The 21,472-nt window shown below is 60.9% G+C and carries 26 protein-coding genes and 1 tRNA gene; 8 read left to right on the plus strand and 19 right to left on the minus strand.

Annotated features, from left to right (window positions below; translation table 11 throughout):
• Positions 1 to 72 precede the first annotated feature (72 nt).
• Positions 73 to 522 (minus strand): SRPBCC family protein, encoded by a 450-nt coding sequence (locus tag AC1DD7_RS05710; RefSeq protein WP_477514177.1) that lies wholly within the window; start codon positions 520 to 522, stop codon positions 73 to 75.
• 92 nt (positions 523 to 614) lie between these two features.
• On the opposite strand from AC1DD7_RS05710, the gene AC1DD7_RS05715 reads away from it, so the two are divergent.
• Complete coding sequence (locus AC1DD7_RS05715) at positions 615 to 1,505, plus strand: putative periplasmic lipoprotein (protein ID WP_477514178.1); 891 nt, start codon at positions 615 to 617, stop codon at positions 1,503 to 1,505.
• A 7-nt stretch (positions 1,506 to 1,512) separates the two neighbouring features.
• Here AC1DD7_RS05715 and AC1DD7_RS05720 read toward each other — a convergent pair whose 3' ends face one another.
• The 4 genes from AC1DD7_RS05720 to AC1DD7_RS05735 all read right to left on the minus strand — a co-directional run bounded on the left by AC1DD7_RS05720 (position 1,513) and on the right by AC1DD7_RS05735 (position 4,769).
• Positions 1,513 to 1,971, minus strand: coding sequence for a hypothetical protein (locus tag AC1DD7_RS05720; RefSeq protein ID WP_477514179.1), 459 nt, complete (start codon positions 1,969 to 1,971; stop codon positions 1,513 to 1,515).
• 143 nt (positions 1,972 to 2,114) lie between these two features.
• Complete coding sequence (locus AC1DD7_RS05725) at positions 2,115 to 3,014, minus strand: diacylglycerol/lipid kinase family protein (RefSeq protein ID WP_477514180.1); 900 nt, start codon at positions 3,012 to 3,014, stop codon at positions 2,115 to 2,117.
• Between the two features lie 56 nt (positions 3,015 to 3,070).
• Positions 3,071 to 3,862: an IclR family transcriptional regulator gene (locus tag AC1DD7_RS05730; RefSeq protein ID WP_431117308.1), complete on the minus strand. Its 792-nt coding sequence runs from the start codon at positions 3,860 to 3,862 to the stop codon at positions 3,071 to 3,073.
• Positions 3,863 to 3,917: 55 nt separating this feature from the next.
• Complete coding sequence (locus tag AC1DD7_RS05735; protein ID WP_477514181.1) at positions 3,918 to 4,769, minus strand: PhzF family phenazine biosynthesis protein; 852 nt, start codon at positions 4,767 to 4,769, stop codon at positions 3,918 to 3,920.
• Positions 4,770 to 4,824: 55 nt separating this feature from the next.
• Here AC1DD7_RS05735 and AC1DD7_RS05740 point away from each other — a divergent pair, with 55 nt between their 5' ends.
• Positions 4,825 to 5,253 (plus strand): DUF1801 domain-containing protein, encoded by a 429-nt coding sequence (locus AC1DD7_RS05740; RefSeq protein WP_477514182.1) that lies wholly within the window; start codon positions 4,825 to 4,827, stop codon positions 5,251 to 5,253.
• 58 nt (positions 5,254 to 5,311) lie between these two features.
• Here AC1DD7_RS05740 and rplI read toward each other — a convergent pair whose 3' ends face one another.
• The 5 genes from rplI to AC1DD7_RS05765 all read right to left on the minus strand — a co-directional run bounded on the left by rplI (position 5,312) and on the right by AC1DD7_RS05765 (position 7,460).
• Positions 5,312 to 5,764 carry a 50S ribosomal protein L9 gene (rplI, locus tag AC1DD7_RS05745; protein WP_223935139.1) on the minus strand — a complete coding sequence of 151 codons (453 nt, stop codon included), beginning with the start codon at positions 5,762 to 5,764 and terminating at the stop codon, positions 5,312 to 5,314.
• Positions 5,765 to 5,782: 18 nt separating this feature from the next.
• Positions 5,783 to 6,022 carry a 30S ribosomal protein S18 gene (rpsR, locus tag AC1DD7_RS05750; RefSeq protein ID WP_003800144.1) on the minus strand — a complete coding sequence of 80 codons (240 nt, stop codon included), beginning with the start codon at positions 6,020 to 6,022 and terminating at the stop codon, positions 5,783 to 5,785.
• A 127-nt stretch (positions 6,023 to 6,149) separates the two neighbouring features.
• A complete protein-coding gene (locus tag AC1DD7_RS05755; RefSeq protein ID WP_216924481.1) occupies positions 6,150 to 6,740 on the minus strand; it encodes a single-stranded DNA-binding protein in 591 nt (196 codons plus the stop codon).
• A gap of 50 nt (positions 6,741 to 6,790) precedes the next feature.
• Complete coding sequence (gene rpsF, locus AC1DD7_RS05760) at positions 6,791 to 7,096, minus strand: 30S ribosomal protein S6 (protein ID WP_021473324.1); 306 nt, start codon at positions 7,094 to 7,096, stop codon at positions 6,791 to 6,793.
• A gap of 281 nt (positions 7,097 to 7,377) precedes the next feature.
• Positions 7,378 to 7,460 (minus strand) — tRNA-Leu (locus tag AC1DD7_RS05765).
• 127 nt (positions 7,461 to 7,587) lie between these two features.
• On the opposite strand from AC1DD7_RS05765, the gene AC1DD7_RS05770 reads away from it, so the two are divergent.
• Genes AC1DD7_RS05770 through AC1DD7_RS05780 form a run of 3 tightly spaced genes read left to right on the plus strand, consistent with a single transcriptional unit; the run spans position 7,588 to position 8,875 of the window.
• Positions 7,588 to 7,731, plus strand: a complete 144-nt coding sequence (locus AC1DD7_RS05770; protein WP_431117312.1) for a hypothetical protein — start codon at positions 7,588 to 7,590, stop codon at positions 7,729 to 7,731.
• 5 nt (positions 7,732 to 7,736) lie between these two features.
• On the plus strand, positions 7,737 to 8,396 hold the full coding sequence (locus AC1DD7_RS05775) for a DUF1345 domain-containing protein (RefSeq protein ID WP_477514183.1): 660 nt from the start codon (positions 7,737 to 7,739) through the stop codon (positions 8,394 to 8,396).
• Positions 8,397 to 8,452: 56 nt separating this feature from the next.
• A complete protein-coding gene (locus tag AC1DD7_RS05780; RefSeq protein WP_477514184.1) occupies positions 8,453 to 8,875 on the plus strand; it encodes a hypothetical protein in 423 nt (140 codons plus the stop codon).
• A 60-nt stretch (positions 8,876 to 8,935) separates the two neighbouring features.
• Here the strand turns inward: AC1DD7_RS05780 and AC1DD7_RS05785 are convergent, their stop codons facing one another.
• From AC1DD7_RS05785 to AC1DD7_RS05795, 3 genes are all read right to left on the minus strand, one after another.
• The gene (locus AC1DD7_RS05785; RefSeq protein ID WP_477514185.1) at positions 8,936 to 10,351 is read right to left on the minus strand and encodes an amino acid permease; all 1,416 of its coding nucleotides are present in this window, start codon (positions 10,349 to 10,351) and stop codon (positions 8,936 to 8,938) included.
• 241 nt (positions 10,352 to 10,592) lie between these two features.
• A complete protein-coding gene (locus AC1DD7_RS05790; RefSeq protein WP_477514186.1) occupies positions 10,593 to 11,900 on the minus strand; it encodes a M18 family aminopeptidase in 1,308 nt (435 codons plus the stop codon).
• Between the two features lie 37 nt (positions 11,901 to 11,937).
• On the minus strand, positions 11,938 to 12,822 hold the full coding sequence (locus AC1DD7_RS05795; RefSeq protein ID WP_477514187.1) for an intradiol ring-cleavage dioxygenase: 885 nt from the start codon (positions 12,820 to 12,822) through the stop codon (positions 11,938 to 11,940).
• A gap of 180 nt (positions 12,823 to 13,002) precedes the next feature.
• Here AC1DD7_RS05795 and AC1DD7_RS05800 point away from each other — a divergent pair, with 180 nt between their 5' ends.
• The 3 genes from AC1DD7_RS05800 (at position 13,003) to AC1DD7_RS05810 (ending at position 15,035) form a co-directional block, all read left to right on the plus strand.
• Positions 13,003 to 13,449 (plus strand): YqfO family protein, encoded by a 447-nt coding sequence (locus AC1DD7_RS05800; RefSeq protein ID WP_431117318.1) that lies wholly within the window; start codon positions 13,003 to 13,005, stop codon positions 13,447 to 13,449.
• On the plus strand, positions 13,449 to 14,189 hold the full coding sequence (locus tag AC1DD7_RS05805) for a cyclase family protein (protein WP_477514188.1): 741 nt from the start codon (positions 13,449 to 13,451) through the stop codon (positions 14,187 to 14,189). Before AC1DD7_RS05800 ends, AC1DD7_RS05805 begins: the two co-directional genes overlap by 1 nt.
• A gap of 81 nt (positions 14,190 to 14,270) precedes the next feature.
• Positions 14,271 to 15,035, plus strand: coding sequence for an IclR family transcriptional regulator (locus AC1DD7_RS05810; RefSeq protein ID WP_477514189.1), 765 nt, complete (start codon positions 14,271 to 14,273; stop codon positions 15,033 to 15,035).
• A gap of 12 nt (positions 15,036 to 15,047) precedes the next feature.
• On the opposite strand, the gene AC1DD7_RS05815 is transcribed toward AC1DD7_RS05810, so the two are convergent.
• The 6 genes from AC1DD7_RS05815 to AC1DD7_RS05840 all read right to left on the minus strand — a co-directional run bounded on the left by AC1DD7_RS05815 (position 15,048) and on the right by AC1DD7_RS05840 (position 21,400).
• On the minus strand, positions 15,048 to 15,833 hold the full coding sequence (locus AC1DD7_RS05815; protein ID WP_477514190.1) for an IclR family transcriptional regulator: 786 nt from the start codon (positions 15,831 to 15,833) through the stop codon (positions 15,048 to 15,050).
• Positions 15,834 to 15,979: 146 nt separating this feature from the next.
• Positions 15,980 to 17,434: an amino acid permease gene (locus AC1DD7_RS05820; protein WP_477514191.1), complete on the minus strand. Its 1,455-nt coding sequence runs from the start codon at positions 17,432 to 17,434 to the stop codon at positions 15,980 to 15,982.
• A 170-nt stretch (positions 17,435 to 17,604) separates the two neighbouring features.
• Complete coding sequence (locus tag AC1DD7_RS05825) at positions 17,605 to 18,243, minus strand: response regulator (RefSeq protein WP_477514317.1); 639 nt, start codon at positions 18,241 to 18,243, stop codon at positions 17,605 to 17,607.
• A gap of 56 nt (positions 18,244 to 18,299) precedes the next feature.
• Positions 18,300 to 19,583 (minus strand): sensor histidine kinase, encoded by a 1,284-nt coding sequence (locus tag AC1DD7_RS05830; protein WP_477514192.1) that lies wholly within the window; start codon positions 19,581 to 19,583, stop codon positions 18,300 to 18,302.
• 18 nt (positions 19,584 to 19,601) lie between these two features.
• The gene (locus AC1DD7_RS05835) at positions 19,602 to 20,453 is read right to left on the minus strand and encodes an ABC transporter permease (RefSeq protein ID WP_477514193.1); all 852 of its coding nucleotides are present in this window, start codon (positions 20,451 to 20,453) and stop codon (positions 19,602 to 19,604) included.
• A 2-nt stretch (positions 20,454 to 20,455) separates the two neighbouring features.
• Positions 20,456 to 21,400, minus strand: a complete 945-nt coding sequence (locus tag AC1DD7_RS05840; protein ID WP_431117324.1) for an ABC transporter ATP-binding protein — start codon at positions 21,398 to 21,400, stop codon at positions 20,456 to 20,458.
• Between the last annotated feature and the right edge of the window lie 72 nt (positions 21,401 to 21,472).

Here is a 21,472-nt window from a genome sequence, read left to right on the forward strand (position 1 = left end):
GCGGCCGCCATCGCAGCAGGAATTCACGACGCCGGCGGCTCGTCTACGCAGCTACCCCGCTGTTGCAGGGCTCTAGCTGGGCCTCCCCGCTCCGCCAGCCGCCATCAGCTCCAGGCGACGCAGAGTTTCGCGGTTGCGGACGGTGATCATGGGATCCCTAAGTACCTTTGGCACCACCTTGCCCGGGCCCCGTATCGCGTCTTCGGCCATAGAGACGCGGCACTGGTTGCCACCCAGGTCCTCCAAAGTGATGCGGACCTTTGCTTCACCTACGGGCCAGCCACGGGCTAAGAGTTCCAGGCTCCGGCCAGGTTCGACGGCGGTGACGCTGGTGCTGTCGTTGAGGAGGAGCGGCCAGGCTCCCACGGAGTGATGGAGTTTGGAACCGACCTGGGGCCACTGGTCATCCACCGCGCGGATCCTTGAGGCGCCGACAACCCACCCGGAGTAAAGCCAGCCGTCGGCAATGACGTTCCAGACGTCCGCGGCAGAAGACTTGAACAGCTGGGTAACGGTGGACATGGAGTTCCCTTCTGTGTGCCTTCGGCATCTGTCGTGAGACTAAGCTAAGCATGCTTATAAATTGTCCGCCATAGGCCGCCTACACTGTTGCCATGGTGAGCAGGGAGCGGCGTTATTGGGCGGCATGCGTAGCTCTGATGTCCATACTGCCGCTGGCGTCATGTGACGGCTCCCCCCGCAAAGAACAGCCCATCAACTCCGAAGCACAGCCCATCTCCGTCGAGGTTAATCAATCCCGGGATCAATACGGCAAGCAAGCCATCCTTATACAGCTCACCAACACCACAGACACTCCCGTTACCGTGAGCGGTGCGCGGCTGAACTCCCCGTTGTTTGAGAACGACATCATCTGGGAGCCAACAGGCGGCGTCCTGGAGCTACCGCCCCGGCAGCCCAAAAGCCTTCCCGCCACTTTGCCTGCGCCGCATTGCAGGCAGTCGCCTAGTGAACCCCTCAAGGCCATCGTTCAATATTCGGAGCCGTCTAAGGGACCCGCAGAAACCTCGGTTGAGGCGCAGGATCCGTTCAACGTCCTGCCCCGAAACGCCGACGAGCTGTGCTTGGCAGCCGACGCTGCCGCCGTAGCTGCCATCGTCTTGGACCCCGAACTTGAGGTGGCCCCGGATGGTCGAACCGCCGTCGTGCGTCTTGTCATTACTCCTGCGAGCACTCCTGGTGAGTCACCGCAAAAGCTCACGATTAACTCCATCGACGGAACCACGCTGCTGGCCGAATCCCCCGCGGATCCTTGGCCGCGGGACATCGCGATATCATCCGGCGCCGCCCCGAAAGAGGTGCCCTTGACGATCCGTCCAGCGCGTTGCGACCCGCATGCGGTGGCCGAGGACAAGGTGGGAACGCTGTTGCCGCTGAGGATTTCGGTGGGTGCACGTGATGGCGTACTGAAAATTGCAGCACCAAATGAGTTGCGCGGGCGTATCTACGACTTCGTGACAGCGGCCTGTGGTGGAGCCGCTCGTTAGGGCGTTTCTATTCGTCAGTGCTCGACGTGACGGTCCCCTCCGAGAAGACGAACTCACCTATGACGGTGACGCCGTCGAGGTCGTAAACCGGGATACTCACCGGACCCTTGGCCCGGCTTGCCTGCCAATGCAATGCCTCTTCTGGCGACTTGAACAGCGATGGATCGCCAGTTGCTACTTTTCGTTCCTCGTTCTTGACATACCCAATTCGATCGTTGGTTGCATACGCCCGAATCAGGTCCGGTTCAAGGGAAACCCCATCGACCTCAGTTGGAAGGCCATACGTTTGGCCAGCGGCATTCTTCTCGAAGGTGGCGTCACCTAACACGACAGCTGGCGCATGCGGCGCTATTTGGGGCTTGGCCGTCGGCTGGGATGTAGCGCTGGCAACTCCGATTCCGGCACTGCCGAGAAGAATTGCTCCCAGGAGGACAGTTGTTGTTCGGGACTTGAATAAAGATTTCATTTTCCCCTCGCACTATAACTATGCGGCCTTGTCTGGATGCCTGTCCGCCATGACAGGTGACGTGCCGATACTTGCTATGTGAGTGTTCATTGGGAAACGTGACGCAAATCTCTGCGCGGTGAGGCTCACCGCGCCCGCTGTACTTAGCCCACCGTAGCCAGAGCGGCCGGAGCGCATTCCACCTTAACTTTCACGTTGGCTTCCACCGTCTTCACTTCACCATCCATCTGGTACGGCAGGGGCTTGAGCGTAGTGAATTCGTAGCTGCTCACGCTCGGCTGATCGCCCAGGCCTTGTGTGGTTGCGCGGAGGGCAGTCAGCAACACCCTCCATTTGGGCATGTGCGGAAAGACGATGACCTCGAATTTGCCGTCCGAAGGGTGATCTTCGGCCTCACTGAGCGTGGCGTACTTGGCCATTTCGGGGATGTTGGCGAAAACCAGGCTATCGAATTTCCGGCGCTTGCCATCGGATGTGCGGATGGCGAAGGGTTCGAATTTCGAGAAAGTCTTGATGACGGAGACCATCTCAGTCAGGGCTCCCTTACTGCCCTTTTCGAGTTCGGTGGCCACAACAGGCGTGAGACCAAAGCCGATGTAGGAGTGCGCGTATTCCAAAGGCTCGCCTTCTGGTTGGCCCGTGTGAATGCTCAGGAGGTCAATTTTCCGGACGTGGCCCTCAGCAATAGCTTCGTCCAAGGGTTTGGTTCCCGTGATCCGACGGTGGTCATTGGCGTTGCCCGCGGCCATGACCGCACACACCGCTTGCGGGTTTCCCGCCTGCATCACTCCGTTGACAACCTCGTTATAGCCACCATCACCGCTCACAGAAACAACAAGGACGTCGCCTCCCTTTGCTGCCGCCGTCCGGGCCAACTCCACAGCATGTCCAGCGTGTTCAGTGGGCTGCAGGGTGATCTCTGGCGCGTAGGGGAGCATGTCCTTCAGCTTGACCTGTAATTGCTCAGCCAGTTCGGGTGCATTACCCGTGCTGTTGGGATTGAAAACAATGGCGATCGATTCAAAAGTCCGTGCAGAATGCATAATGTGCTCCTTGCGTGTACGCCCGTTTGGTTAATACCGTTAGCTCTTATTAGTCCTTACGACTCCCCCGGGAACCGCCCACCAATGAGTCTGGTCATATGTTCGGCAGTCGCGAGCAAAGGTTCCACCCACGCTTGGCACGTTTCCAGCGGCATCCGGAGCGTGGGGCCGCTGATGGTGACTGCGCCCACCAGGGCAGCCGCTGAATCGAACACCGGCGCCGAGAGCCCGGAGGCACCGTCTTCCCGCTCCCCTACAGTGATCGCAAAGCCATCGGCCCGAGTCTTCTTGACAGCGATCTCCAATTCCTCGGAGCTCGTGATCGTGTAGTCGGTAATGGGCTCCAACGGGTCGCGAAGGACAGCCTCCATCAATTCAGGAGACCAAGCAAGCAGGACCCTGCCCGCCGAACCCGCATGAAGCGGGATGATCTTGCCAAGGTGCATCTCGCGGCGGAGCGCGTGACGGGTATCTGCCATGGCGACGCACACGCGGTAGTGCTGTTCTGCTTTGAAGAAGCACGCAGTCTCACCGGTAGTATCGCGCAACGTCTTGAGCAGCGGGCTGAGGATGTCCACCACTTCCATGCCACGGGTGGCCGGAGCCGCCCAATAGGCCATCCGCATGCCAATGCGGTACGCGTCGCCCTCCCGGTCCAGGAATCCTTGGGACGTCAGGTTGGTGACGAGACGCTGCACCGTGGATGTCGGCATCCCGGTGTACTCGCGAATGTCGCTCAGCTGCAGCACCGGCTTCGATAGGGAAAAGGCGTCCAGGATGGACGTGATCTTGCCAAGGACAAGCAAAGGGTTGCCGTTGGCCTTCGCGGAAGCATCGGATGCTGACATAAGTCTCACGCTAAACGCTCGCCGGAAGGGACGCCAATCCCCCGGCCGGTTGGAGCTACAACAGGACAGTGCCCTGGATGCATGTAGCCGATGCCCCGCCGATCCAGATGTCACCGTCCGTGGCCTTCACATGGATGCGACCCGCCCTGCCCAGTACCGTGCCCTGGGCAGCCACGTACTCTTCAGGGGCCCGGCCGCTGCCGATCAGCCACTGCGCTGCACCCGCGTTGAAACTGCCGGTCACGGGATCTTCCACCATGGCGTCGCCCGGAATGAACGTGCGCACTTCAAAGTCGACGTCGGAACCGGGCTCGTGCGGGCCAATTACCCCGACCTTGAGGTCACCCATCGCCACCAGATCCGGTTCGATGGCCAGGACTTGTTCCGCAGACTCAAGCAGGACACCAACCCACTCTGGGCCATTCACCAGCCATGATGCGTCCAGTAAGGAATCCTCCGGGAGCCTAAGACCGGCTGCCAGCCGGGAACGAACGGCAGCATCCACTGCCTCGAAGCGGGTCAGTGGTGGTGCAGCAAAAGCCAGCCGGCCGGCGTCGTGCTTCACCCGGACCAAACCTGCGCCACATTCCTGCACCACCACACCGTCTTCCTTGGGCTCTCCCCCGGCCTGCAGCCAAGTGTGTGCCGAACCGAGGGTTGAGTGCCCAGCGAAAGGGAACTCCTCGCTGCCCGTGAAGATGCGCACACGATAATCGGCACGCGGATCTGTTGGAGGGAGAAGGAAGGTGGTCTCTGAGAGGTTGGTCCAATGAGCAAAGTGCTGCATCGTCTCGCTGCTCAGTCCCTCTGCGTCAACCACAACTGCCAACGGGTTGCCCCGATATGGCTGAGCTGAGAAGACGTCAACCTGGTGGAACGGGCGGATGCGCAAGGATTCTGAAGTCACCGCTGCAGGCTATCACTGGGTGGCTGGCCGGTCGTGCGTCTGCAAGACTACGCGCATGGCAGAGAACAAGACCCAGCCCACAAGCATGTCCGTGGATGAATTCCTGTCCTCCGTGGAGCACCCTGGCCGGCGCGCCGATGGCTTGGAACTGCGGAGGATGATGCAGGGGATCACTGGCCAGGAAGGCGTGATGTGGGGGCCTACAATCGTGGGATTCGGCAGCTACCACTACAAATACGAGAGCGGACGGGAAGGTGAGTCTGCCGCCGTCGGTTTCTCACCACGCAAGGCGAACCTGGCGCTTTACGGCCTCACGTACGGCCCCGACGCCGACCGTCTGCTTCCGGAATTGGGCAAGCACAAGACCGGAGCCGCGTGTTTATACATCAATAGGCTGGAGGACGTGGACCGTAAGGTCCTCGCCGAGATGATCCGGACGGGCTACCAACACGTCATGTCGGAGCTCCACACACCGCCCTCATAAGCAAAAGGACCCCCACCACCGGAAACCGGCGGCAGGGGTCCTTCTTAGCAGTCAGAGACTACTTCCCTGCAACGACCTCAAGGTCGATAACAGCGGAAACATCCTCGTGCAGGCGAACGTTGGCCTGGTACGAACCGACAGACTTGATGTGGTTCGGCAGTTCAACGTTGCGCTTGTCGATGGCGCCGAGGCCAGCGGCCTCAACAGCAGCAGCGACATCAGCAGGCTTGACCGTGCCGAAGAGACGACCGGACTCGCCGGCCTTCACCTCGAGCTTGACCTTCTTGGAGGACAGAGCCTGAGCCTGTGCCTGTGCAGCTTCAACAGAAGCGTGGGCACGAGCAGCGCGGGCAGCCTTGATGGACTCAACCTGCTTCTCGCCACCCTTGGTCCAGGTCAGAGCGAAACCGCGGGGCAGCAGGAAGTTACGTGCGTAACCGTCCTTGACCTCGACAACGTCGCCAGCAGCACCGAGACCGGTTACTTCGTGGGTCAGAATGAGCTTTGCCATGTTAGTTAATCCCTTCCCTTAGCCGCGGCCAGCGCCGGAGTAAGGCAGCAGAGCAACTTCGCGGGCGTTCTTGATTGCCTGGGCGATCTTGCGCTGTTCCTGAACGGTAACGCCAGTAACGCGACGAGCGCGGATCTTTCCGCGGTCGGAGATGAACTTGCGCAGCAGTGCTACGTCCTTGTAGTCGATGACAGTGATGTCAGCGGCCTTCAAGGGGTTGGACTTTGGTTTGGGCTTACGGAGTTCAGCCTTAGCCATCGTGGAGCTCCTTTTCTATGGAGCCCGTGGATATTGATCCACGGGATGGTGGTGTTCGACGGCGGTAGTCGCCCGGATGCCTTGCGGCAGTCCCGGCGGGTTCCGGCGTCGGACTTTTTCTTGGTGTTTAGAAGGGAGGTTCGGAATCCGGGCCGTTGCCCCAGCCGCCAGCATTGCTGACACCGGGCGTAGCCCAAGGGTCATCCTGCTGTGCGGGCTGGTTGCCGCCCCAGTTTCCACCGGAGTTGCCGCCCTGGCTTGCACCAGCTGCTGCACCTCCTCCAAAGCCACCGGCGTTACCGCCACCGAAGCCACCCTGGCCACCATTTCCGGCGCCGAACTGGCCACCGGAGCGCTGGGTACGGTTGACTTTGGCGTTTGCGTAACGCAGGCTCGGGCCGATTTCATCGACCTCAAGCTCGATAACGGTGCGCTTCTCGCCTTCTTTGGTTTCGTAAGAACGGCTCTTCAAACGGCCGGAGACAATGACGCGCATGCCCTTGGTGAGGGACTCGGCCACGTTCTCGGCTGCTTCGCGCCAGACGGAAGCGCGGAGGAACAGGGTTTCCCCGTCCTTCCACTCATTCGACTGACGGTCAAAGGTCCGGGGAGTAGAAGCGATGGTGAAGTTCGCTACTGCTGAGCCAGACGGGGTGAACCGCAGCTCCGGGTCATTGGTGAGATTACCAATGACCGTAATAGTGGTTTCGCCTGCCATCTACTGCCTCCTTGTTCGTTCCTGCGGTGTAAAGATCTGGAAGGGGCTGATTACTCAGCTACGACCTTCTGGTCTTCGGGGCGGATGATCTTGGTGCGCATGATCGTCTCGTTGAGAGACAGCTGGCGGTCAAGTTCCTTGGCGGTAGCCGGCTCAGCGGTGAAGTTCACCACTGCGTAGATACCTTCGGACTTCTTCTTGATGTCGTATGCCAGACGGCGACGGCCCCAGATGTCAACCTTTTCGATGGTTCCACCATCGGTGGTGATGACATTGAGGAACTTCTGAAGCGACGGCTCTACGGTACGCTCTTCGACCTCGGGGTCGATGATTACCATCAATTCGTAAGGACGCATATGTGAACCCACCTCCTTTGGGCTAAGCGGTTACGGTATTTCCGTAACAGGAGGTTCATTTGCGATGCTGTGGCTCGCTCCCCCGCCGAAGACTCGGAAGGAGGGCGCAACACAGACTTCAATATCTTAGTGCATCTCCTGCACTCAAAGCTATTCGGTGGGGATCCTGGACCGAAACCTGCCAGTTGCCGTATGTGGATAACGTGAGCGCTTGGGGAAGCTGGCGCACGACGGAAACGACAAAACCCCTGGAAGATCAGCGATCTTCCAGGGGTTTCCTGTGCGCGGAGGGGGACTTGAACCCCCACCCCCTTTCGAGGACTAGCACCTCAAGCTAGCGCGTCTGCCATTCCGCCACCCGCGCAGGGTGATTCGAAGAAACAGTGTTTCGTTTTTCTCCGTAACAGCGACAAAGACACTAACACGAGGATGCCCATTTCGTGGATTCCTGCGTCCCGGATCAAACGGGGAACCCGGGCTAGGGTGGGGGCATGGATGCACTGAACTCCCTGGTCCTCACAGTCGTTTTCGCCGCGATCTTTCTCTACGCCCTCTATTTCGTGGTCCGCTCGGGCGTAAGGGATGGCATCCTTCAGGCTGACAAGAAACGCAGCAACACGGGCATCGGTGATTAGTGACCATGAACAACGTAAGAGTCAGGCGCAGCCGGTTGCGTTTCGTTGTCATGGTGGCAGCCGGCGCCGCAGCCTTCGTGGTCACGGGCGTCGCAGGCAGTTGGGTTGATGCCCCGGCCGTGGGCTGGGCAACGGCAGCGCTGATCTATGTTGCCTGGGTGTGGCTGGTGATAGCGCGGATGGATCCCGCCGAGACCCAGCAGCACGCGACCTCCGAGGACCCGTCCCGTGGGGTCACCGACGTACTGATCCTTATCGCAAACCTGGCCAGCATCGCCGCCGCTGCCGCGGTGATCGTCAACTCGCACACTGAAGGAACGGACACGCGCTTCTACTCGGCCGCGCTCTCCCTGGCGTGCGTAGCCCTGTCCTGGATGCTGGTCCAAACGCTCTTCACCCTGCGCTACGCCGAGCTCTATTACAGCCCCGAAGCCGACGCCGGTGGTGGAGTTGGTGGCATCAGCTTCAACCAGGCTCGGCCACCGCAATACACGGATTTCGCCTACCTGGCCACCAGCCTGGGCATGACGTATCAGGTCTCGGACACCAACCTGGGCAACCACAGGATCCGGCTTGAGGCCTTAAAACACAGTCTGCTTTCCTACCTGTTCGGCACCGTCATCCTGGCCGTCACCATCAACCTCGTCATTGGCCTGGCCCAGTAGTCCATACCGCCCGACGCTCAGTTCCCGGCGGCGTGCCCAGGCGTAGGCTACTTGCCATGAAGCCCCGGCTGATTTGGGTTGCGGCGATCATTCTGGTGGCCGCGATCGGCGGACTGGTGTGGTTCGCGGTGGACAAGTCGCGTGTGTGCCCTGCCATTGGCAACGCAACGCCGATCGAGTTGAAGATAGCCTCGATGCCAAGCCGCGTCCAGGCATGTTTCGGAGACGGCTGCACGCCGCGGCCCCTCCAGCAGCAGACGGATGGCCGCTGGCTCGTCCCTCAGGAGCCTCCGTACCTACCCGCCGGGCAGTCAACCTCCACTCCGGGCGTGGTGGCCAAGGTCCGCGTTGTGGTCAAGGAGACAGGCAAACGCCAGCGGGACGCCGTCTTCGACATCCCTGCGATACCGGGTGTTCCGGACACCACCGGCGCAAAATGCCCCGGACCCATCCAGTACCTCCCCGTTGAGGTGCCTTAACCACAAACGGGGCAGCCGCCGTCGAACGCTGACGGCGGCTGCCCCGGACGAAAAGGACGCTTACGACGCCGGACCGGAACCCAACGTCACACGCTCGGCTTCCCCATCACCCACCGGAGCGGACGGCGTCCCGCGCTTGCGGTATCGGAATACGCCGATGGCGACGACGACCGCAGCCAGAGCCAGCGAGAGGAAGAGCGATTCCCGCGTGGACTCAAGGATCACCATGCCGATGATGAGCGCAACGATGCTTCCAATCGCGATCCACGTAAGGTACGGGAAGAACCACATCTTGAGGTCGAGGTCCTTGGCGGCCGCGCCCATCCGGCGGCGGAGGATGAGCTGTGAACTGGCGATGACCAGCCAGACGAACAAGGCGATGGCGCCGGACGTGTTGACGAGGAACAGGAACACGGTGTCCGGAGCCACGTAGTTCAGGCCAACGGTGATGAACCCGACCACGGTGGAGGCCAGTACTGCTGCCGCAGGCACGCCGCGCTTGGAAATCTTCATCCAGGATTTCGGGGCGTCGCCACGCTGCGAGAGCGAGAAGAGCATGCGGCTTGCTGTGTACAGGCCCGAGTTCAGGCAGGAGAGAACCGATGTGAGGACCACGATGTCCATGATGGTGCCGGCACCTGGGATTCCGTAAAGCTCGATCACGGCAACGTACGGGCTTTTGGCAACTGAAGCGCTGTTCCACGGCAGGAGCGTGACCACAATGGCAATGGAGCCGATGTAGAAGATCAAGATGCGCCATACGGTGGACTTCACGGCCTTCTTGACGGCGTCCACAGGGTTTTCGGACTCGCCCGCGGCGATGGTGGCAATCTCGGCACCGAAGAACGAGAAGACCACTACGAGGATGCCAGCCAGGACGGCGCCGGGACCGTTGGGCATGAAACCGCCCTGATCCAGGAGGTTGGCGACGCCCGGAGCGGAAACGCCCGGGATCAGGCCAAGGATCGCGGCAATGCCTGCGAGCAGGAAGATGACGATTGCGGCCACCTTGATGGATGCGAACCAGAATTCGAACTCGCCGTACGACTTCACGGAGCCAAGGTTGGTAACCGTCAGAAGCACCATGAGAACCAGTGCCCAAACCCATTGGTCGACGCCCGGCACCCAGCGATGCATGATGGCAGCGCCGGCGGTGGCCTCGATGCCGAGCACGATGATCCAGAACCACGCGTAGAGCCAGCCGATGCTGAACCCGGCCCAGCGGCCCAACGCCTTGTCCGCGTAGGTGGAGAAGGAGCCTGTCTCCGGGTTGGCCGCGGCCATCTCGCCAAGCATCCGCATGACGAGGATGACCACCAGGCCGGCGGCCAGATAGGCGACAAGGATGCCCGGACCAGCCTGTTGGATGGCGGCGCCGGAGCCCACAAAGAGCCCGGCACCAATCACGCCGGCGATGGCGATCATGGAGAGGTGTCGTGGCTTCAGGGACTTTGAAAGCTGTTGGTCAGCGTGCATGGGTCGGCGCCGTCCTTAGTGTCTTTGGAGAGGGGCCCGAGTTGATGTGCAGCGGGCCACATGGCTTTTCCACACTAGCCATCCGCGAAGGTCAAAATCCTGTGCGAGTGTACATTTTGCCGATCTCAAAAAAGGAAGCATGCACAAAAAGTATGATTATAAACATCAAAAGTTTCCTGGGGGAAACATTTGAAACGCCCTTGAAATGAGTCCTTAAGGCTTCCTAGCCTCCTTCGGGAATTTAGACGTCGGTCCGGAAGAACAGCTCCGCCACAGAAGCCAAGCGGAGCGGGTCCTCCACGCCGCACAACTCCCGCGCCGAATGCATGGACAGCAGGGGGATGCCCACGTCAACTGTCCTTATACCCAACCGCGTCGCTGTAAGGGGACCGATGGTCGAGCCGCAAGGAAGGTCATTGTTGGAGACATATTCCTGATACGGCACATTAGCGTCCTTGCACATACGCGCCCACAGCGCAGCTCCCGTCGCGTCGGTGGCGTAGCGCTGGTTGGCGTTGATCTTCAACAGCGGCCCACCGTTGAGTACGGGACGATTTACGGGATCATGTCTCTCGGCGTAGTTCGGGTGGACGGCGTGGCCGGCATCCGCCGAGACACAGAACGACGCCGCCAAGGACTGCCGCCGCTGGCTCACCGAAGCGCCAAGACCGTCAGAGATTCGGGTCAGAATGTCCTCAAGGATGGGTCCGCAGGCACCGGAGCGCGAGTTGGAACCGATCTCTTCATGGTCGAATGCGGCGAGGACAGCGATCGGGCCGTCTTGCTGCCCCGCTTTCGCATGTTCGATCAATGCCACCAAGCCAGCGTGGGTCGAAGAAAGGTTGTCCAAGCGACCGGAGGCGAAGAACTCACCCTTGGCGCCGAAAACCGCGGGCGCCTGCGTGTCCGCCACCACGACGTCGTAACCCCCGATGTCTGCTGGATCAACGGCGGCGCCCTCGATTCGCTGGGCAAGCAGGCCCAAAAGATCTTCGTTGGCCGGATCACCCAGCCCGAAAATTGGATTCATGTGCTGCTGCTTGGACAGAACGAGGCCATTGTCATTGACCCCACGATCCAGGTGGATAGCCAATTGCGGAAAGCGCAGGAGCGGGCCGGTTGCAGTCAAGTGCTGCGTGCCGTCGCGTAGCACCAGGCGGCCGGCCAGTTGCAGCTCGCGGTCAAGCCAGGAGTTAAGGAGCGGCCCTCCGTACACCTCGACGCCGGCCTGCAGCCAACCGAACTTGCCGGCGGTGGGCTTCGGCTTCAGTTTGAAGGAGGGGGAGTCCGTGTGGGCGCCCAGGATATTGAAGCCTGTGGTTGGCCCTGCATTTTCGGGAGTAACCCACGCGATCAGGGCGCCATCACGGATGACATAGAACTTACCTGCGCCACCATCCCACGGCTGCAGTTCATCCAGTGAGGTGAAGCCAGCGCTATCAAGCCGGCGACCCGCCTCGTGCACTGCATGGAAGCTGGACGGCGAAGCCGAAACATACGCGCCGAGGTCCTGGATGTGGTCAACTGCTGCGGAGGCATTCGAAGGCATGCCCCCGAGTCTAGCTGCGCTCTCCGATCGCTTCGCGTCAGACCGTGACGTTCAGCGCGGCCGTGTAGCCTCCCTCGACCGAGCCAGACATGGTGGCCAGCTGATATATGCCGCCATCGTCACCAAAGACGTTGTCATCTGCCAGGGTGCTCTTTGCGAAGTTCCGGGCACTCGATTCATATCCCTCCGACGCGTAGACCTCCTTGCACGCGGCCTCGGTCAGGGCGATCTGGGAAACTGCCAACACCTGGCCGGCCGCAGAAGTGTTGCTCATGGATTCAAATACCTCAAAGTGAATATGAGGCCACCGGCCACTGTAGGCGCCGGGATAGATGGTGGTGAAATTTACCTGGCCGTTGCTGTCGGCTTCCTGGACGCCGCGGAGGTAATTCTCGTTCTTCAGCCCCGAGTCGTACAGGGAATACTTTCCGTTCTGGTCACAGTGCCACGCATAGACCGCTGCGCCCGCCAGAGGCGAGCAACCGTTGGCGTTGTCCAAGAGCGTCAGGGTGAAAGTCAGTGGGATACCCGTGGCCTTCGTGGTGGAGTTACCGAAGCTTGAAGTGATGTCCTTGCGAACCACTCCCGATGCTTCGAGCACATTCGGCCCGTTGGAACCATCGCCGGGGTAGGGGCCGAGTGTTTCCTCGGGGATCTCGACTCCGCATTCAGCGAGTGCACGCGTCACCGTACTGGTGGCGGAAGGCGTTCCGGCCGCCGTCGTGCTTTCTGTCCCGGTTGGGGTAGCGCTGGAAGACGACGACGATGCGGCGCCCCCTCCGGAACCCGGCGTGCAGGCTGCCAAGGCCGCTGCCGTCCCCGCGCCGAACAGGACTCCCAACGATCGCCGACGGGTCAGGAGTGTGGAGAGATCGAATTCGAGGCCGCGATCGTGGTTTGGATGTGGCTGCGGGGATGTCATGCGTCCATCAAACCCACATGGACTGTGCCTTGTATATGCCAAAACCATGGTGGAGCTGTGAAAGCTGTGGACTAAGGGTTCTCAGGTCGTATGTGCAATATAAACATTTCTATATGCTTGTAATGCTCGTCACCTTGTGTCACGATTGCTCCCAAGCACACCCACGGAAGGCATCGCCCCATGAACATTGAATTGAAAGCAGTGCGGAAGCTCCGCATCCACTGGCCCATCCCGCTGGACACGATGACCCAACTGGCCAGTGGCGATCTGGGGGCCCTGGAGTCTGACCCAGGCATCGCCTCGCTGCTGCAAGCGCTCACTGCAACGCCGGAGCTGGGTGGCTTCGGTAATTACCACCACGTCTTCGAGTCCTCGGCAGGGTTCGAGGGCTTTACCGTCGCGGAAGGTGCCAACCCCACATTGGGAAGCGTGGGGCAGAGGACCATCTCGCCGACATTCGTGTTCACCACCTACTTTGATGACTCGCTCTCTGACCAGGCCGTTCATGAGCTCGTCCAGCGGATCGTGGATATCCACCCGTGGGAAGTTCCCGTCATTGAAGTCTCCGGGCCACTGAGCGTCTCCAGCAGCGCGCATGCTCCCGCCATTGAAAGCCGGGTGGCTTGATGAATTCCCAGTTATGGCAGCAGCTCGCGCCCCTGCTCGAAGGCAGGACGTACACCGATCTGACGCACGCGTTCCGTCCGGGTCAGCCCCATTTTGCTGCCTTTCCGGATGAGTCCCGCGAAGCCCTCTTTGACATGGAAAAGGGGGACGGATTTACGGCCCACCGGTACTCGATAGTTGGCCAGTGGGGAACCCACGTGGATCCGCCGTCGCACTTTGTCCGGGGTGGCCGAACGCTCGACCAGATACCTGTGGAACAAATGCTGTTGCCCTTGGTTGTCCTGGATATCAGTGACCGCGTTCGCAACGATGAAGATGCCACTCCAACACTCGCCGACGTTCAGGCTTGGGAGGAGAGGAACGGGCGCATTTTGGCGGGTTCCTTTGTGGCGCTACGCACTGGTTGGAGCCAGCGATGGCCCGATGCGCAGGCAATGGCGAACAAGGACCAAGCGGGCATCAGCCACACTCCAGGCTGGTCACGCGAGGTTCTGGAATACCTGATCGAGAACCGTGCCGTGGCTGCGGTGGGCCACGAACAAACGGACACTGATCCCGGCGTCGCCACTTCCCAACAGGACTTCAGCCTGGAAACTTATGTCTTGGCCCGCGACAAATGGCAGATTGAACTTCTTGCCAATCTGGACAACGTGCCCGAGGCAGGCGCCGTCCTGGTTGCTACCTGGGCCAAACCCTTGGAAGGCAGTGGATTTCCGGCCAGGGTTTTCGCCATCCACTAGGAGCTGACCACTGGTGTCCGCCGTCGGGCACGTCCCCACTGCCTGTCCCTCGTGCCTGCGGCAGGTAGCTAGAATCAATCCATGTCAAAGACCTCCAGCATGGGCCGCGGCATGATGGCCATCCTTGCGGTCGGTGCCCGTCACGCGCAAGGATACGACGGCGGTACGGTGGCCGACGTCGCGGCCGACCTGGACAAGGACCGCAGCCAGGTATCGCGGAGTCTCAAGGGCGCCTTACAGGAGGGATTCCTGGCCCGCAGGGATCAGAGGAAATACAGCTTGGGCTGGAGTATCCTGACGGACGCGCAACTGGTCGCTGAACAACGGCTGAAGACGGACGGGCTAACCGCGCTTGAGGGTCTCGCTTCTGAAACCAACGAGGCATGCTTTCTTGGCGTGCTCAGCGGCAACAGCACGGTCACCATCGGTGAACAAGTGCCTGCCAGCGCCAACCTCGTGGGATCGTGGCTGGGACGTCCCTATCCTGCATATTGCAGTGATGCCGGCCAAGCACTTCTGTGGGACGCCCCGGACGAAGAAGTCCGCAAGATCTTCGAGTCTGTTGAGTTCGTGAAGCATGGGCCCAATACGCCTTCCTCCGTGGAGGACTTCCTGGCGCGGCTCAATGATGCCCGCGTCCGCGGTTACTCGATCGTGGACGAAGAAGCTGAGCCAGGACTCTACTCGCTGGCTGCACCCATACGCGACTTCAAAGGGGAGGTTGCTGCAGCCCTGCAAATTGTGGGCCCGAAGTCCCGCATTGAGCCCCACCGCGAAACTTACGCAGTCGCACTCCACTCCTGGCAGGAATGGCTCGAATCCATGGTGGGTGGGCGGCCTCAATAGCCGCCCCCGGACTTAAGTCCCGGATGCGGAACAGGCAGTCCCGGATGCGGAACCGAGTCGGTGCGCTGCCGAATGCAGCAGCGGGGCCAGCTCCGGCGCGGCCCTCTCAACATCGGAACGGGTACCCAGCACACTGAGCGCAGCAAGGATGCAGCCTGAAGGATCCCGAACAGGTACGGCCAGCTCCCATACACCGTGCTCGAACTCCTCGGCCGCCAAAACAAAACCCTGGGGCCTGTCGCGCTCCATGAGGGCGTCGACTTCCGCGTGAGAATGCGCTGCGGCTGGCCCGCCGACGCCAATGAAGTTGACATCTTTGAGCAGGGCTTCCAGTTCGTTCCGGGAGTGGTCCCACAGCAATGCCCGCCCGGAACCCGTACACCAGACAGGTGTGACCATTCCCGGCTTTGCGAACCCGCCCAGGACTGAATTGTTGGTAGAGGAACGCAGCAGCAGAACCCTGACACCGTCGCGCACTGACAGCCGGGACCTGAGCCCCAGGGACGAGACCAGCTCTTCCAGTTCTGCCCTGGAATCATGAACCCAGCCAACATTGAGGGAAGCGGCCAGGTTGAAGAACCGTGGTCCCGCGCGGAAAGGACCGCGCTCCAGCCGCTCAAGCAGCCCTAAGTCGCACAGTTCCTGGGCCAGGCGCGAAACCCGGCTCTGCTCCATGTCCAGCTCAGCCGCGAGTTGGGATACGCCAAGCAGCTGACGGCCCTGCTTTTCGCGGTCCGTAACCAACCGAACGAGACGAAGCCCCTGCGCCAACGACGACGCCTCCGGTGACACCTCCAAGAATCCCCCTCCTTCCGCCAAGCGCTCACGCCATTCTCACACGCCCATGTCAGCGGCAAGAATCAGGTCCCCTTGGTGAGGACGATGAAAGGCTTCACGGCCGGACTCTCTGTGGAGTCCGGCCGTGAAGCCCTGCGCTGGATTGATCAGGCGATCTGCTTAACCGCGGCGCGTCCATGCCTGAAGTGGAAGTAGATATAGCAGGCGGCCACGAACGGAATACCGAAGTACAGGGCAGCAACCTGGTTTGGATCGAAGGCAATGCCGACCAGTGAGACCAGGCAAAGCGTGAATGCCAGGATGGGAACCAGCGGGAAGAACGGGGCCTTGTAGGCAAGATCGGCCACCTGCCCACCGTTTCGGATAAATGCCCGGCGATGGAAGAAGTGGGATGCCGTGATTGACATCCATACCCCTACCACCGCGAATCCGGCCACCGAAACAAGGGCAAGGTAAACCGTTTCGGGAGCAACCACACTGCTGATCAGCGATGCCAACCCGCCAAGCATGCTGACGGAGAGGGCAACAAGGGGAATCCCGCGCCGCGTCAGTCGCTTCAAAGCCTTTGGCGCGTGCCCCTCATCGGACAGCGAGTACAGCATGCGTGCACAGGAGAACAGTCCGCTGTTGCCGGCAGACAACAGTGCCGTGATGATGACGAAGTTCATGATGTCCGCCGCGTAGGGGATGCCCACCGAGGAGAACACGGTGACAAACGGGCTCTCATCCAAGCCCACCTGATCGAAAGGAACAGTTGCTGCGATGACGGCGATGGCACCGACGAAGAAGATCAGGAGGCGGATTACGGTGCTGCGCATGGCTTTGGGGATGTTTCGCGCGGGATCGGTAGTTTCTCCAGCAGCGACGCCGATGAGTTCAGATCCGGAGAAGGCATAGAAGACTGCCAGAGCAGTAACAAGGACCCCCGAGAAACCGTTGGGGAAGAGGCCCCCTGAGGTGTTGAAGTTCTCAAAAAGGAACGGGTGGTTGCCGGATTCCGAGAGCGGCTGGAACCCGAGGAGTGCGGCTCCGCCCAGCACGATCAACGCGATGATCGCACCCACTTTAACAATGGAGAACCAGAACTCGGATTCTCCGAAGAACCTGGAGGAGATGGCATTGAGTCCGAAGAGGATTGCTGCGAACACCACGCACCAGACCCACACTTCGACGTCAGGGAACCACCGCTGCATGAGCAGGCCCGACGCCGTGAATTCGGACCCGATAGCAACTGCCCAGCAAAGCCAATAGAGCCAGGCCGTCGCGAAGCCCGTGGCCGGACCGATGGATCGTGCAGCATAAATGTGGAAGGCGCCTGACACCGGATAGGCGATGGCGAGTTCTCCGAGGCAGGCCATCACCAGATAGACCACGAATGCCCCCACCAGGTAGGCAATGACGGCGCCAAGGGGACCTGCTTGGGAAATCGTGTATCCGGAACTGAGGAACAGACCCGATCCGATAACACCTCCCATCGCGATCATGATGAGGTGCCGCGGACCCATCGTTCGGCGGAGGCCGGTTTCGGCGGCGATGGACGAGGCGGGAGAAGCGGGAGCATCAGGTAGATGGTCCAATTGCAGGGGTGCTGAAGGTTCCATGTGGTGTCTCCGGTTAATGACAGATGCGAACGGTACGCCTGAGGACATCCGGACTGAGGGTGCCAAGGAGGGCGTCTGTAGTGACGAAGGTAACACAGTTTCCCCGCACGTGGTCATTAAAAACATTTGTTAATGCATATGTTGCACGTTACCTGTCAGGGGATTAGGGGTTAGTAGTCCGGGTTGCTCGGCACAACAAGTCCGGTCTCGTACGCGTACACCACCACTTGCACACGATCCCTCAGTTGCAGCTTGCTGAGGATCCGGCGGACATGGGTCTTAACTGTGGCCTCGGACAGGAAGAACTTGTGGGCTATCTCCGCGTTGGACAGCCCCTCGGCGATGGTCGTGAGGATCTCGGTCTCGCGTGGTGTGAGATCGTCCAACAACGGATCGCGATGGGGGCTGGGCGATTGGCCGGGTACGCTGCCGCCGCGTACGTACGTCTCCAACAGCCTCTGCGTTACGCGGGGGGCCACGACTGCGTCACCACTGGCCACAAGCCGCACAGCATGCACGAGTTCAACAGGGGCCACATCCTTAAGCAGAAATGCAGAAGCGCCCGCCTGCAGTCCCGAGAAGGCGTATTCGTCAAGGTCAAACGTGGTGAGGATGATGACCCGGGCTTCGGAACCGGCTTCCGAAATGCGGCGCGTGGCTTCTATGCCATCCATAGTGGGCATTCGAACGTCCATGAGCACCACATCCGGCTGCAGCTCCTCAACCTGCCGGACAGCCTCGTTCCCGTCCGATGCCTCGCCCACCACATGGAAGTTCTCTTCACCTTCAAGGATGAGTCGAAAGCCCATCCGCAGCAGTGGCTGGTCATCCACCAGCAGGATCTTGATGACGCCCTGATCTACCACTATTCCCCCTTTTCGCCGTTCCAGTGCAGCTCGGCGTGGACCGCCCAGCCTCCCCTTTTGCTCGGACCGGCACTAACGATTCCAGCATAGATTCCCGCCCGTTCACGCATCCCGGCAATGCCTTGCCGTGTTCCCAGGCTGTCCATTGACTCGCCACCCTCCCGGGTTCCGCGGCCGTCGTCGAGCACGTCAATGGTGACCAGGTCGCCGTCGCGGGCTACCTGCACGTCCACGCGACTGAGCGAGCGCCCATAGCGGAGAACATTGGTCAACGATTCCTGCACAATCCGGTAAACGGTGAGCTCGAAGGCAGGATCGGCCGGAAGCGCGGGCCCCGTGTGCGCGTAGTGCAGCGGCAGGCCGGCCGTACGGAATCCATCCAGCAGCTTGGCCAGATTAAGCCCGGACTCGAGCGGCGTCAGTGGCGCCGGGCGGCCGGAATCGTCGCGCAGGACTCCCAGCACCCGGCGCATGTCGGCAAGTGCCGCCCTGCCCGTTCGGGACAGTTCACCCAGGACGTCGCCAGCGCGGTCGGGGTCCTTCTTAACCACGACTGCCGCACCGTCCGACAAACTGATCATTACCGTCAGGGAGTGAGCCACGACGTCGTGCATTTCCCGCGCAATCCTGTTGCGCTCGGTGACCTTGCCCAACTGGGTTGTCCGCGCTGCCCAAGCGGCGATCTCGGCCTCATGCTCCCGCCGCTGGCGGACCGAGATACCAATGCCCGTGGCCAGCAGGTTGGACAACATGATGGTCACAGCAGTGGCGATGTTGTTGATGAGGTGGAAGTTCTCGGGGACGTCCTGCAGGGTGTTCATACTGCTGGGGCTTGTCCACATGAAAAGGTACAGCAGGCTAAGCGGCAGGCTGGCAGCGCCAAACACCACCAGTGAAGTCGCCCGCTTCCGGGTCGTCGCTACCGCGTAGAGTGCGAACCACAGACCCGCGGAAACGTTTGAGCCCCACGGGTTCAGCACGGTGGCCAGGACTTCCAGAACCGCGACGGCGGCAACCACCTGAAGCGGGTAGCGCCGCCGGAATATCAGGACAGTCGCGATCAGCAGCAAGAGCCCGACGACGAGCCACTTGCCCTCGATGATCGAGGCGATGATGGTGGGCAGGGCCAAAAGGACGTAGCAAAGGACAACCACGGCATCCATCGCACGGGGACGCTCGAAAAAGTACCGACGGATACGGCCTCTGCGACGCTGGGCAATTTCAGCGAAGGACGCGTCGGCTGTGACAGCCGGCGCGTCCTTCACTTGTGGAACTTCAGTCATGGATTGAGCCTAGACGGCCTAGACATCCCGCTTCTTCAACAGGACCATCGCCAAGGCAACCGGCACTACAACCCAAGCGCCGAGAACCAGGGCGGCCTGCCAGACTTCCAGGGTGTCCGGAACATGCTCGACGGCGGTCATCGGGTTGATGGTGTTGCCCGGAAGGTACTTGCGGGCCTCCACGAAGAAATCGCCGGGAATGAGCTGGAAAGCAATGGGGGCCACAAAGAACAGACCCACGAGGCTCATGATGCCTCCGGCCGAGTTGCGGACGATGGTTCCAAGTGCCATACCAATCGCTGCCACGGCTGCCACGTAAATACTGTTGACCAGCAAAAGCTTGACCGATTGCGAGCTACTGAGATCCAGCTTGAGATCGTAGTAATCCACGATCGGGAGTGACACGAGGCCAGCTATGAAGGTGGACACCGCCGTCAACAGGAAGGCACTGACCATCACGACTATCAGCTTGGCCAGGAACGGCGAGAGCCTCTTGGGGACCGCGGCGAAGGTGGAGCGCGCCATTCCCGTGGTGAACTCGGAGCTCATGAGCAGGACGCCCAACGAACCGAGGATCAGCTGGGCGAATGCGATGCCGGAGGTGGGGATGGTAACTGCGATGTCCCCGCCCTGCGCGGCAATGGCTGCTGCGGCTTCGGGATCCCTGGCAGCTTGCTCGGCGAACTGCCCTGTACCCCAAGCCGAAAGTGCTGCGAAGCCAACCATGACCAGCGCCGTGGAAGCCAAGAGAATCAGCGTGGACAACAGCGTGCGGAACTTGATGAACTCGGAGTTCAGTACGCGATGGAAGGCCGGTCCTGGACCGACGGAGTTACGCATGGACTTGCGGTCCAAAGTGGTGGTGCTCATGTCTATTTCCCTCCGGCCTGAACGGGAACAGACGCCCCGGCGGTGATGTGCGAGTGGTACTCCACCTCGTCCTTGGTCAACTCCATGTAAGCCTCTTCGAGACTTGCCTGGAGCGGGGTCAGCTCGTAGACCATGACCTGGTTGTCCAGGGCAGTCCGGGCGATTCCGCGAGGATCCAGGCCCGAAACTTCCAGCAGCTCACGTTCGTGGACCTCCACGGAGACACCCGTGCCGGCGAGTAGTTGCATGAGCCGCTCCGGCTGGTCCGTGCGGACGCGGGTGCGGGCCTGGCCCTTGCCGGTGATGATCTCTGCGATGGGTGCATCCGCAATGATCTTGCCGCGGCCAATCACGATCAGATGGTCTGCCGTCAATGCCATCTCACTCATGAGGTGGCTGGACAGGAACACGGTGCGGCCCTCGGAAGCGAGGTACTTGACCAGGTTCCGAACCCAGACCACGCCCTCCGGGTCCAGGCCGTTGACGGGCTCGTCCAGGATGATGGTCTGCGGATCGCCAAGCAGCGCTGCCGCAATGCCGAGGCGCTGACCCATACCGAGCGAGAAACCCTTCACCTTCTTCTTGGCGACTTCTCCCAGCCCGGTCATCTCAATGACCTCCCGCACCCGGCTCTTGGGGATGCTGTGCGTCGCGGCCATGGCGAGCAGGTGGTTGTACGCCGTGCGGCTCGTATGGACTGCCTTGGCATCAAGCAGGGCACCGATTTCACGCAACGGCGCAACGTGCTTGGCGAACGGCTCACCGTTCACGGTCACCGAACCCGCGGTGGGAGTGTCCAGCCCCATGATCATGCGCATCGTGGTGGACTTGCCGGCACCGTTCGGGCCCAGGAAGCCCGTCACCCGTCCGGCTTGGACAGTGAAACTGACACCGCCGACGGCGGTCTTCTCGCCGTAGACCTTCGTCAGGCCTTTTGCTTCGATCATGGAAGCGTTCCCTCCTCGGAGCACGTGTGCGTGCAGATGAGTTGTTGACTGTACTGACAACGCTAGTCACCG

The organism is Paenarthrobacter sp. 10L412, from assembly GCF_056395565.1.